Origin of the sequence: Mediterraneibacter massiliensis, from assembly GCF_001487105.1 — a bacterium.
GTDB lineage: Bacteria > Bacillota > Clostridia > Lachnospirales > Lachnospiraceae > Mediterraneibacter > Mediterraneibacter massiliensis.
The window spans coordinates 671,680-684,556 of record NZ_LN913001.1 but is presented as its reverse complement, the minus strand read 5'-3'; the positions used below and the strand labels follow the sequence as shown (position 1 = coordinate 684,556).

The window sequence follows — 12,877 nt, the reverse complement described above, 5'->3', positions numbered from 1 at the left end:
TCTTCTCCTCTCATACAGACAGGATTTTTCCTTTGAAAACCCTATTTCTTTGAATGAAAAAGGGCGCCCGATAAAAAGCGCCCTCTTTGATTTTTTCTTATTCATTTGCCGCCGTTACAAATGACTCTGTCAGCATATCCAAAAATTCATCCGTACTCATATCACTGGTGAAATATTCCTCTGCGTTTTGTACAAGATATGTCGTAATGATCCCTGCCGGCCATTCTTCGTTGAATGTCCAAGGAAGGATATTTCCTTCAGCAATAGCATCTGATACAATCGTGGAGATGGGATCTAAGTTTTCTGAAGTCATGCCGTCCACGACCGGAATAAAGCCGAATTTGTCCATTAAATAGCTGATTCCGGTCTCGCTGGTATACAGCCAATTTAAGAAATCTTTTGCCAGCTGCTTTTCTTCATCAGAAGCATCTGTATTCACACACCATACGGAAGGAACACCTACAGATATGGACGTATTACCTGCGATCGGCAATGGCGCAAGTCCCATATCAAAAGATATGTCATAGCTGGAAAACAGGGAATAGCACCAGTTGCCTTGATGGATCGCCGCTGTTTTTCCTGTCGCGAAATTACCGCAGTTTGCGTCATATGTCACTTCCAGAGGGTTCTGTTCATTCTCTCTGATTGCCTCATAGATCTTTGCAAATTCCTGAAACTCTTCTACATCTTTCAAATTAATTTTTCCATCATACAGATCCTGACAGAACTGTACCGGATCTTCCTGCATAGCAAACGGCACATTCATGATCTGTCCGATCAGGAAAAATGCTTCCTGTGAAAGCCCCAATCCTGTAGTCCCCTCTTTCGCGCTGCTTTCTATGTAGGAGATCAATGCATCTGTACTGCCCATATCCTCTGCACTGACCAGATCTTTATTATATACAAGCCCAAAACCTTCCGCCGTCATAGGAACTCCTACTGTCGCCTCTCCTGATTTTGCGATCAGGTCTTCATTAATCTTATCCAGGAATTCTAAATCTCCGATGTCTTCCAGATAATCCGACATTTCTTCAATCTCCGTAGTAGAAGAAAGAGAAAAAACGGTTGGACCGGATTCACTGGACATATATGTTTTTAAATTCTGATAGTAATCATCTCCGGATATCTGCCACACTTCTACTTCCACTCCGGTTTCTTCCTCATACACCTCTGCCATATCTTTCAGCTGATCATAGATCTCGGTTTTTTGCTGAAAGATCGTAATCTTTTTTGCCCCTTTGCCGTCATCTGATTTTCCTTCGTCTTTTGATGTTCCTCCACACCCTGTCACTAACAAAGATGTTCCTAAAGATGCCGTCAATAAAATAGATAAAATTTTACTCTTTTTCATTTTTACCTCCTTGATTACATCGCCTGTTCTTTTGTGTATATATTACAATTATATCCTCTTCAAGTCAATAATCATTATGCATTTTCTACATTTATAACAATTACAAATCATGCAAATTGTACACTTCAGAGTATATTTTGAGTAAATTTTACTATTTTTAAGTAAATTTTTATATATTCCCTGCATTTATTTTTACATTTTAACTAAAAAAGGAAAACAGCTGAAACTGTTTTCCTTTTTATCTCTGTCACTAATAAAAATGTTCTTCTTTTTTCCGCTCGCCCACAGAGCCTCGCCAGTGTACTTTCGCCGCTATTTTAAATACATCACAATCCATATTTCCTGTGATCATCTGCAATAAAAACCGTGCCGCCAGATACCCTCTTTCATAATTTGGGATATCTACAGTTGTCAGATCCATAAAATCTGCCATATCATTTCCATCGAATCCTGTCACCGCAATATCCTCAGGCACGCGCAGTCCTTCTTGCTGAAACGCTTTGATCGCCCCGATTGCCATATTATCATTCGCGCAGACAAGTACTTCCGGTATATTTTCCGACAGCAGCATAAGCTTTGCCGAATAATATCCGCTTTTTTCCATGTAGTCCCCCATCAGATAGTCCTCACGTTGAAAACCAATGTGATTTTTTAAAAGGACATCCTGAAATGCCCGAAACCGTTCCTGATTATCTACCGTGTCGATCCCCGCCAGATATCCGAAATGTGTATAACCTCTGTCGACCAGTCCCTGCACTAATTCACTCATGGCGACATAATTATTGACAACAAGACTTTTTATATTCGGCTGCTCTATAATCCGATCCAATGTAACAATAGGATATCCTGTCTCTGCTTTTTGCATAAGCATGGCGTCACTGCACTTCATATCCAGCACGATCGTTCCGCTTGTCACGCTTGGTTCCATAAATCGCTGACAAGACTTACTTGTGCTTATGATCAGATCATATCCTCTCGAATATACATAATCACTGATTCCATGTATGATCTTCAAATAAAACTTTCTGTCATAGTCGCTGAAATTAAACAGTATCGTTTTATTCTGGTACTTTTCTAGTCTCTTTTTTCTCTGCTGGCTATATCCGTTTTCTTCACAAATTTTTAGTATACGTTTTCGTGTTTCCTCACCGACATTTTTTCGATTATTCAAAACATTTGAGACAGTTGCCGGAGACACCTTCGCCAATTCTGCTATTTCTTTGATCTTCATACTATTTCCTATTGATAATCAATAACATCTATCCACTTCATCAAAAATTCTTTCTCTAGTTCATTGTTTTTCGTAAGCTGTGCCGCCGCCACGATCGGAAGCCACTGTTGTACATACTGCCTCGGCGTATCGCTCTTCTGGCAGAACAGTTTCATATACAGATCCGCTGTCTCCTGGTCTTTCAGCGCAAACAATAAATACGTCATCGCCGCATCTGCACTGGCATTTCCCTGTGTCGCATGCGCCCAGTCCACTACGGTCATTTTCCCGTTTTTCCCTACGATCACATTACTCGGATTGAAATCTCCGTGACACACTTTATTATGCTTTGGCATACTCTCAAGGCGTGTCAGAAGTTCATAACGGTTCGTGGCATCCAGTTCCTTCAGGCTATTGATCTGACGCACCAACTTATCTTTCATTCCCTTTAACAAAGGCGACGTCTTCGTATGGATCTCCAACTGCAGGTCTACAAAATCACTCATGTACTTATCCAGATTTTTCTTGTCGGACTCCATCATCTCTTCCAAAGTTTTTCCGTCCTTATATTCAATCGCTATGGCCCACTTTTTATCCACCTGGAATACTTCCTTTACCTTCGGTATATCCAGTCCTGTTTCTTCTATCCTGGCAGTGATCAAGGCTTCATTGAATACATCCGCTTTCGGATGAGATTCTTTAAAAACCTTTACGATCATATCATCGCATTTGTATACTTCTTTATACGGGCGCTGTACAATAAGGTTTTTGTTTTCTAATTTCATATGGCACATCCTCCTTTATTGGATAGTTCACATCTTGTATCCACTTTCCTATCCATTGTTAAATTGTCCTTATTATACAACAACTCCCGGAGCAATGTAAGCCCCGGGAGTTAATTTTGTGCAATTTTTAACTAACTTTTTCTGTGCGAAAAGATTGTTAATTATTTGCCATAATAGCATTTCAAATAAATTTCCTTGATCTCCTTCATCAATGGATACCTTGGGTTAGCTCCTGTACACTGGTCATTAAATGCCTGTTCGCACATCTCGTCCAATGTCTCCAGGAAATATTTCTCGTCAATACCGTAATCTTTAATTGTCTTCTTGATACCGATCTTCTCTTTCAAATCTTCCAGTTTTGCAAGGAAGTTCTCAAATACTTCTTTGTCATCTTTTCCTGTGCAGCCTGCGAAACGTCCCAATTCTGCATATCTTGCAAGCGCATGCGGATACTGGTACTGTGAGAATGTTCCCATCTTTGTCGGTACTTCCGCCGCATTATATCTCATAACTTCTGTTAAGAGGACTGCGTTTGCCACACCATGCGGAAGATGATGGAACGCGCCAAGTTTATGCGCCATAGAGTGATTTACCCCCAGGAAGGCGTTAGCAAAAGCCATACCTGCCATACAGGACGCATTTGCCATTTCTTCACGTGCCTTTGGATCATTTGCTCCATTTTCATAAGCAGACGGAAGATTATCAAATACCATCTTCACTGCCTTCATGGCAAGACCATCTGTATAATCTGTTGCCATAATAGATACATACGCCTCGATCGCATGAGTCATAACATCGATACCAGAAGCGCTTGTCAGTCCCTTCGGCTGTGTCATCATGTTGTCTACATCCACAATCGCCATATTGGGGAGCAGCGCATAGTCTGCGATCGGCCATTTTACGCCGGTATCTGCATCTGTGATGATCGCAAACGGTGTTACTTCCGAACCCGTTCCTGAAGAGGTCGGGATTGCTACAAAATATGCTTTTTCGCCCATCTTAGGGAAGGTAAATACTCTCTTTCTGATATCCATGAAATCCATTGCCATGTCTTCAAAATTTGCTTCCGGATGCTCATACATGATCCACATGATCTTTGCAGCGTCCATTGCAGAACCTCCGCCCAGAGCGATGATCGTATCTGGTTCAAACTGTCTCATCTGATCTACGCCTTTTTGCGCACACTGCAGAGTTGGATCCGGAGCCACTTCAAAGAAGCATGTATGCTGGATTCCCATTTCGTCCAATTTTGCCTCGATCGGAGCTACATATCCGTTTTTATACAGGAAAGAATCTGTTACGATGAAAGCTTTTTTCTTATGCATAACTGTTCCAAGTTCATCTAAGGCAACCGGCATACAGCCTTTCTTAAAGTATACTTTTTCCGGTGTTCTAAACCACAGCATATTCTCTCTCCTCTCAGCAACCGTCTTTACGTTCAGCAGATGTTTTACTCCTACGTTTTCAGATACGGAGTTTCCTCCCCATGAACCACATCCAAGCGTCAGAGATGGAGTCAGTTTGAAGTTATACAGATCACCGATACCACCGTGGGAAGACGGTGTGTTGATCAGTACACGGCATGTCTTCATTGCCGCCGCATGTTTTGCGATTTTTTCTTTCTCTGCCGGATGTACATACAGAGAAGCTGTATGTCCGTATCCGCCGTCAGCTACTAACTGTGCCGCCTTTTCAAGAGCCTCGTCAAAGCTCTTTGCTCTATACATACCAAGTACAGGAGATAATTTTTCATGCGCGAATTCTTCTGAAATATCCACAGACTCTACTTCACCGATCAGGATCTTCGTATTCTCCGGAACATCCACGCCAGCCATTTTAGCGATCTCATACGCAGATTTTCCCGGGATCTTACTGTTCAAAGCACCGTTGATGATGATCGTCTTGCGGACTTTGTCAAGTTCAGCGCCTTTTTTCAGGAAATAACAGCCACGATATGCAAATTCTTTCTTAACTTCCTCATATACACTGTCCAACACAGTTACGGACTGCTCAGATGCACAGATCATACCGTTGTCAAATGTCTTAGAATGAATGATAGAGTTTACAGCCATTCTCACATCTGCTGTATCATCAATGATAACCGGTGTGTTTCCCGCGCCTACACCAAGAGCCGGTTTTCCGGAAGAATAGGCAGCTTTTACCATTCCCGGTCCGCCTGTGGCAAGAATAATGTCGGATTCTTTCATGACCATATTCGTCAATTCCAAGGACGGTGCGTCGATCCAGCCAATAATACCTTCCGGTGCTCCAGCTTTTACCGCTGCATCCAGAACTACTTTAGCAGCTGCGATCGTACAAGCCTTTGCTGATGGATGTGGACTGATGATGATCGCATTTCTCGTCTTTAAGCAGATCAATGTCTTAAAGATCGCTGTAGAAGTCGGGTTTGTCGTAGGAATGACAGCAGCTACCAGTCCGATCGGCTCAGCGACTTTTTTGATTCCATACGCCGCGTCTTCTTCGATGATGCCGCATGTCTTTGTATTTTTATATGCATTATAAATATACTCTGCCGCATAGTGATTTTTGATCACTTTATCTTCTATGATCCCTCTCTGTGTCTCTTCCACAGCCATCTTCGCAAGCGGTATTCTCTGCTTATTCGCAGCCATTGCCGCCTCGTAGAAAATCTTATCCACTTGTTCCTGTGAAAACGAAGCAAAAATTTTCTGCGCTTCGCGCATCGCTTTCATTTTGGCTTCCAGTGTCTCTACACTATCGACAATCTCCGGCACTACTGCTTTCTCTTTCTTCGCCATTTCCAAACTCCTCCTATAATTGAAAATAATAAACTTTTCCTAACCACAAGTCTCAGTATACATAGTTGTTAAATAATTGTCAATATGCTATTTGTAGATATTTTAACGTTATTTTTTTAACGATATTTGTGCATATTATACAAATAGGAAAAGGAGGTCTCCCTCCTTTTCCTACTGTCAGTAATTTATCAAATATTTTACTTAATACCCTTTTTTGCCCTATATTCTCCCGGCGTCATACCGGTATACTTTTTAAAAGAACTGCTGAAATATTGGGACGAATTATATCCTACCAGAAACGCTACTTCATATGTCTTGTGTTTCCTATCTTTTAAAATCTGCTTTGCCTGTTCCATGCGGATATGGTTCAGACAACTTATATAACTATACTCACTGTATTGCTTAAATAGCGTGCACAGATAGCTTGCACTAATGTGTACAAAATCTGCCACCTCATTTAAGGACAATTCCGGGTCATTATAATGTGCTTCCATATATGTGACCGCTCTTTGCAGCATCTTCTCTGGCTGACTCTTTTTCTTTTCTTCCAGATAACGCAGCAGATCCGCAAAATACTTTTCTGTGATCGTCTTGAGTCCATCTATATTTTTTTCCTGCAGCATGCGCGGATAAAAACTGGTAGATTCTTTTACAAATTTCTCTTGTAATTCTCCGTCCTGTGTCTCTCTGTACGACAAAAGCAGAAATTCCATCACCATCAGGGCGGCTGCACAAATACGCATATCCGGCTGTTTCTGCATTCTTTCAAAAAAACTTTTAATCGCGGTTTTTACTTTTTCCGCTTCCCCTTCCCGTATACCCGCACAGGCATTTTCTATATATTCCTGAAAGTTAATCTGCTCTTCTACTGTCAATTTTTCCACATCTTCTACATACAACACACTATATTGTTCAAAATAATACCGATACTTTAAAACTTTCTGCGCCTCTGCCACGGATCTGCTGATTTGTTGACTCCCTGTATAACATCTGCCTATAGCTGCCGTCAAAAATAGAGTCCTTTCCTCTGACAGCTGTTCCATACATTTTTTCAGGAAGACTTGTATTTTTATATCGCCATTTACCCCCGGATCTGTAAACAAGAAGATCATCTGATTCTGACAGCGGCAGATTTTTATCTTTGGCTCTGCTTTTACCATTTCTCTTATTTTTTCCACCGTCCTGTCTATTACCTCTCTTTTCTCTTTCGCTGCCTCTTCTGACTCTTCCCCCTCCGGCAGGGTTCCAATATCCAAAACTGCCGCCGAATATTGATTTTGGGGTGGAAACAAGCGTTCTATCTCCTTCCTATTCCTATCGGTGATCTTTCCCGCCGCAGCTTCGGCTATATATTTTTCCTCTATAACTTTGATATTTTTCTGTATCTCACCTTTTATCCTTTTTTCATCTTCTATTTTTCGGATCACCCGGCACACTGTCTCTAATACATGTTCGTTTGAAAACGGCTTTGTCACATAATCAGACACTTGCAGTTCGATCGCCCTTTTCGCATATTCAAACTCTCTGTATGCAGTTATCAGTATAATCTTTAATTCCGGAAATATCTTTTTTGCTTCCGCGCTGAACTCCATCCCATCCATAAACGGCATATTAATATCCACCAGCGCAATATCCGGATGATATTTTTTGACACATCTAAGGGCCGTCTCGCCGTCACACACCGATGAGACGATTTCTATATTATGTTCTCTCCAGGGAATACATTTCGAAAGTCCCTGACAGATGATCTCGTCATCATCTGCTATCAACAATTTATACATGCTTGCCCTCCCTACTGTACTTCTTGGCCGGAATACGCACTGTCACATCCGTGAATACGCCTTCTTCGCTGTCGATCGAAATGCCTCCCTCCGCAAAAAACATACGGATCCTCTGATCTACATTTACGATACCAATATGTTCTCGCTTCGCGCTGCCGTCACACCGTTTCAATTCTTCTTGGATTTCTTTTAGTTTCTCTTTCTTTATCCCCGCACCGTTATCCCATATGTGTATCTGTATTTTTCCATTTTCTTCCCTGGCAAAGATCCGTATAATCCCTTTCTCCCTCGACATTTTCACACCGTGATATATGGCATTTTCTACGAGCGGCTGCAGGGAAAATTTTACAATTGCATATTTTTCTAGTTCTTCCGGAATGTCGATCTCATAATCATATTTAGAACTATAGCGCAATTTCAATATCTTCATATAGCAAGATAGATGTTCTTTTTCTTCTGAAAGGCTGACAATATCTTCTACCCCGCTTAAGCTTAATTTATAGAACCTACCAATTGCATCTATCATTTCCACAGCGTTTTTGTCCTGCATTTCTACAAGAAATCTGGTCGCCTCCAGAGAATTATACAGAAAATGTGGCTTGATCTGTAATTGCAGAAGTTTTAAATAGTTCCTCTTGTTCTGCTGCTGTTCTTCGGCAATATTTTCCATCAGGCATTGTATCTTATCCATCATATTATTATAAGCTTTTGCCATTACCCCTACTTCATCCTGATAACGCACCGGGAAACGTTCCGGGAACTGCGGATTCTCTCCGTTTCTTATGATGATAGAAGTCATCTTATTTAATGGTCTCGTAATAGACGAAACAATAAAATACCCAATGATCACAATCATACACCCTGCTGCCAAAATCAGCAGCAATAACGAAGTCGATATGGTGAATACGCCCACCTGCATTTCTTCTCTGGGGCATATCATGTATAACTTCCAGTCATTCGCCCCCAGTTCTTCCTTTAATATCACGTACTTTCGCCCTTCACTGATACCGTCTTTATTCTTTAAGATCCGCTTTGCCTCGTCATTCTCTGTCCATTGATCCATTTCTTTCCCCACGTGGACAGTTCCCTGTCCTAAGTCAAGAAAAAGCCTTTCGCTTCCGCTTCCCAGTCGTTCCATATACTGCTTCACCTGTTCTGCAGACAAATTGACGATCAGAAGAGATCTGTCCATACCCGTTCCATTTACCGGCATCAATATACTGATGATCTCTTTTCTATAATTTGAACTATAGTAGGCGCCGTCTAGGATACCAGTCCACGTACAAGGTCCGTGCGGTTCAAAGTCATGCCATATCGTATCCAATATATCTTTACTGTCTATATTTTTCGCCGCATTCACTGAAAAGAAATGGGATTCGTCCTCGGTAAGCACCATCATGGAATCCACTAATTCATAATTATTCCCCCTGGAGATCATTTCATTAAAATATCCTCTGTATACAATATCACGATTCAAATACCGGGTTTCAGGATTCCTGACTTCTTTGCTGCCATCTGCCGACTTAAGACTCTCTTTGATAAAAATCATTTCTTCTACAATATCATACAGACTGCCGTCCATGTTCGCAGTGATCTGCAACAATGTCTCTGCCTTAGAAGCCGCTATCTGCTTCTTATAATTGTCAGACATTACTCTTCCAAATAACATAAGGCTGACCGCCTCCAGAACAACGATCAGAACGATCAGCAGAGAAACCAATTTTACCTGCAATGACTGGTTCATAAATTTTACCGTACATTTTTCCCGGAATTTTCCCACTCCTATTTCCCCTTTTCCTCATTTTCTTCCTTTTGAGTGTATATATATACTGTGGGTGTTGTCAAGATACCCGCCTGTTTTATGTTATACTGTGGACACCATGCATTTCCTTTTGTCCGCCAGGTCTTCGGTCCGAAATAGACCTCCTCGGGATCGCAATTGTGAAGTTGACCAAAGGTATTATAACGATTGCCATAACAGCAGATCTGCACTTTGTGTCTGCCTTCCACCACATCTTTAAATACAGCTCGGTACGGAGCTTCCACGACAATTTCATCTCTGCCATCCATAGAAACTTTCAAAAGCGGAGCTCTATAATGCGGTATCTCGATCTCTACGTCACCGCTCGGAATCGTTATCTCTGTTTCAAGATACATATTTCCTCCATAAAATGGGAAACCCTGCATACTGTAATCTCCGTATCGCAGATCTTTGTTTATAGAAATGATCCGTGTCTTTGCTCCTGCAAGAGCAACAGAAAACGCTCCCAGCAGATAACACCATTCCAGATTTTCTTTTTCCCCATACTCTACTTCCAGTTCCAGCTCATTATCTCCCCGCACTATATTTCCTGCCCTGTATATTCTCAGGCATCTGTCTACATACCAACCGTCAGGCTGCACGGAGACCTTTCTTCCATTTAAGAGCAATTTCTTTACAGTTCCTTCCGCTGCAAGTTTTACTTCACAATCTATATCAGATTCTATCTCAAAACGAAGTGTCACTGTATGCGTGCAGTTTTTCTTCTTCAACAGCCATGGCTGTGTCTGACTCTCTGTTCGCAGCGGATATCCCAGTCTTCTTCTAAGTCTGTCATCCACTTTCAGCAGTTCCTCTTCGTCCTCCCATGCTCCATCATCCAGACGATACCTTGCTTTATCTAAAATAAGCACATTATCTTCTTCCAAAAAGCTGGTTTTCGGCTCCGGCAATAGACTGCGGTAAATCTCCCTGCGGTCGCCGCAAACAAACTTGTACTCTCTTTTTTTCTTTGCACAGCTCTGACTCTCTCCTGTTTCCTTTTCCGTCAGTTCCAACAACAGGCTGTCTTGTTCAAAACGTTCCCAGACATAAGATGTCCAAACTTCGTTTTCTTCCCGCCTGTCTGCTGCATCTTTTCGTATAATTTTTTCACCTTTTCCCCAAAATCTTTCTCCCGACATTGCATCACATACCAGTATATCCCAATCGCCTTTTATTTGCACTGTCAGTCTTTCTTTTCTCGGAAGTCCATAATTTTCTTTCGGCTTCCCAGGTGCCAGGAATACATATCTTTTTCCTCTTTCCTCACACATCCGATAGAGCAGCTCTTCCTCCCGTCTTCCATCACTGTGGAAAGTCGCTATTTCTCTGTATGGTTCCAATGCCTCATATAAGACAGACTGTTCCCACTCGATATGCCTGCATCGGGAGGCAAGCTCTTTGGCTCTGCTATTTTTGGCTGCATCCACATATTCAGGTTCTCTCCCCACAAACAGGACGTCTCCTCCATGCGCGGTGAACTGTTCCAACCTGTCCAAAGTAGAACTGCGTATCGTATCCATTCCTGCTACGATCACCACATCATACCGCATAGCGCCTACACAGAATTGGCTCTCTGTTTCTGTATATTGACCAGGCAGAACAGACTCCGCAATATAATCAAAATCTAATTTTCCAAACAGCAGCCAGCGAATCAGTTCCTGAAACTTTATTTCCAGCTCTCTTCGCCTATTCTTTGTAAGTTTTTCGTTTCCGAACCACATCCAGCAGCTCTCTACCGGATGAATGACCCCGATACGCACCTTTGGTTTCCCCTGTTCTAATACAAGCCGTATCCTGGCAAAATAGTCCTCTATCCAATGATATTCTTTATGCCAGGGAACCTGGCCTCCGATCGAGGGAGGATAATCTCTTTTCGCTTCCCCGCCCATCGAATACCACGTCAGATGATGTACTCTGTTGACAACTCCTAATGCAGCCTGCCAGTCTCCTATTGCTTTATAACCACGGAAATCAAAATTCCAGTTTGTCACCCCATAAAGTTCACTTGTGATTCCAGACAACCCTTTTTGATTTGCCTCGCTTTGCGCCTGTTTTGCTGTGGTATACTCCGTCCTCCACGCCAGCATGTCTATACCCGGTACCTGAAAACTCTCATACGTCCTCATCACCTCGCCCACAGCCCTAGTTTGTTCTTCCAAAGACGGTTCGTTCATCACATGGCCTGTAAGCGCAATGTGATGACGGGCACACCATCTGCTGACTGTATCCATATACCCTGCGCAAAACCGGTATGCTATATGCTCATGGTACTTCCAGCGAAAACTGTAATCTTTTCCATCTTCCGGTTCCCAAAATAACTTTGGCAGATTTGCAAGAAAGGAAATCCCTTCCCGTTTCCGGAATGTTTCCTCAAAATCATCCGTATACGGAATTCCCGCCTCTGTAATACCTCTGTTTTCGGAAAGAGATTCTTTTAAGATAAACTGCGGTTCATCCGTAAAGATCATGGGTATACTCTTTGAAAATTCTTCTTCTAAAGAGTCTGCATATACTTCATGTGTAACACGCAGAAACTCCTCTGCTGCTTTTGGATTTAGCGTATCCAGATATGTCTGTTTATCAAACCAAGAAGAATCTCCCGAAATGACAAGATACGCATGCCAGATTTTCCCGCCGTCACTGCACTTTTCCGGCTCTGCAACTTGATCGCTTCCCTTCTTCAAAAAACGATACTCCTTTAGAATTCCATTTTCTTCTTTTACGATATACTCTGCCAGTTTCTGTATCTTTCCGCTTAATACCAGTCTCGTCGGAGGCGTCTTTCCTCTTATAAATGCTCCGTCAGGATACGCTTTATCCGAAAATAGGAGATATCTGCTGCGGTATATTTCTTTATCCGTCACCCTTCCCGCGCCGTATCCTGACGGCCATTTATCCTCATCATACAGCCATGTACTAAGATTCTGTTTCTTCCCGTATGTATTACAGAATTTGACCAATTCCATGAACTCTCTTCCCAGATACTCTGTGTCGAGCCCAATCCTGCTGTGAATACAAAAACCGCCCATCCCCATCTCTTTAAAGCAATCGATCTGTTCTTTTAAAATCTCTTTCTCAATCTTTGCGTTCCATGCCCAAAAAGGGGTACCCCTGTACCTTGAAGGGGGCTCTAAAAATTCTTTTTCTGTCATTTTCTTTCTCTTCC

At 42.1% G+C, this 12,877-nt stretch carries 7 protein-coding genes; all 7 read right to left on the bottom strand.

Annotated features, from left to right (window positions below):
- Positions 1 to 97: 97 nt before the first annotated feature.
- The 7 genes from BN3282_RS07455 to BN3282_RS07425 all read right to left on the bottom strand — a co-directional run bounded on the left by BN3282_RS07455 (position 98) and on the right by BN3282_RS07425 (position 12,863).
- The gene (locus BN3282_RS07455) at positions 98 to 1,351 is read right to left on the bottom strand and encodes an ABC transporter substrate-binding protein (RefSeq protein WP_059067958.1); all 1,254 of its coding nucleotides are present in this window, start codon (positions 1,349 to 1,351) and stop codon (positions 98 to 100) included.
- A gap of 250 nt (positions 1,352 to 1,601) precedes the next feature.
- Positions 1,602 to 2,582, bottom strand: a complete 981-nt coding sequence (locus BN3282_RS07450; protein WP_059067956.1) for a LacI family DNA-binding transcriptional regulator — start codon at positions 2,580 to 2,582, stop codon at positions 1,602 to 1,604.
- Positions 2,583 to 2,590: 8 nt separating this feature from the next.
- Positions 2,591 to 3,346: an aminoglycoside phosphotransferase family protein gene (locus BN3282_RS07445; protein WP_059067955.1), complete on the bottom strand. Its 756-nt coding sequence runs from the start codon at positions 3,344 to 3,346 to the stop codon at positions 2,591 to 2,593.
- Between the two features lie 161 nt (positions 3,347 to 3,507).
- Positions 3,508 to 6,126, bottom strand: a complete 2,619-nt coding sequence (gene adhE / locus BN3282_RS07440) for a bifunctional acetaldehyde-CoA/alcohol dehydrogenase (RefSeq protein ID WP_059067954.1) — start codon at positions 6,124 to 6,126, stop codon at positions 3,508 to 3,510.
- Positions 6,127 to 6,323: 197 nt separating this feature from the next.
- Positions 6,324 to 7,907 carry a response regulator gene (locus tag BN3282_RS07435; RefSeq protein WP_059067952.1) on the bottom strand — a complete coding sequence of 528 codons (1,584 nt, stop codon included), beginning with the start codon at positions 7,905 to 7,907 and terminating at the stop codon, positions 6,324 to 6,326.
- Positions 7,900 to 9,687 carry a sensor histidine kinase gene (locus tag BN3282_RS07430; protein ID WP_059067950.1) on the bottom strand — a complete coding sequence of 596 codons (1,788 nt, stop codon included), beginning with the start codon at positions 9,685 to 9,687 and terminating at the stop codon, positions 7,900 to 7,902. Before BN3282_RS07430 ends, BN3282_RS07435 begins: the two co-directional genes overlap by 8 nt.
- A gap of 2 nt (positions 9,688 to 9,689) precedes the next feature.
- Positions 9,690 to 12,863, bottom strand: coding sequence for a hypothetical protein (locus BN3282_RS07425; protein ID WP_059067949.1), 3,174 nt, complete (start codon positions 12,861 to 12,863; stop codon positions 9,690 to 9,692).
- Between the last annotated feature and the right edge of the window lie 14 nt (positions 12,864 to 12,877).

What these genes read in the sequence shown, in the direction of transcription:
- BN3282_RS07455 (WP_059067958.1), bottom strand. Translation starts at nt 1,351, where the DNA reads ATGAAAAAGAGTAAAATTTTATCTATTTTATTGACGGCATCTTTAGGA.
- BN3282_RS07450 (WP_059067956.1), bottom strand. Translation starts at nt 2,582, where the DNA reads ATGAAGATCAAAGAAATAGCAGAATTGGCGAAGGTGTCTCCGGCAACT.
- BN3282_RS07445 (WP_059067955.1), bottom strand. Translation starts at nt 3,346, where the DNA reads ATGAAATTAGAAAACAAAAACCTTATTGTACAGCGCCCGTATAAAGAA.
- adhE (WP_059067954.1), bottom strand. Translation starts at nt 6,126, where the DNA reads ATGGCGAAGAAAGAGAAAGCAGTAGTGCCGGAGATTGTCGATAGTGTA.
- BN3282_RS07435 (WP_059067952.1), bottom strand. Translation starts at nt 7,907, where the DNA reads ATGTATAAATTGTTGATAGCAGATGATGACGAGATCATCTGTCAGGGA.
- BN3282_RS07425 (WP_059067949.1), bottom strand. Translation starts at nt 12,863, where the DNA reads ATGACAGAAAAAGAATTTTTAGAGCCCCCTTCAAGGTACAGGGGTACC.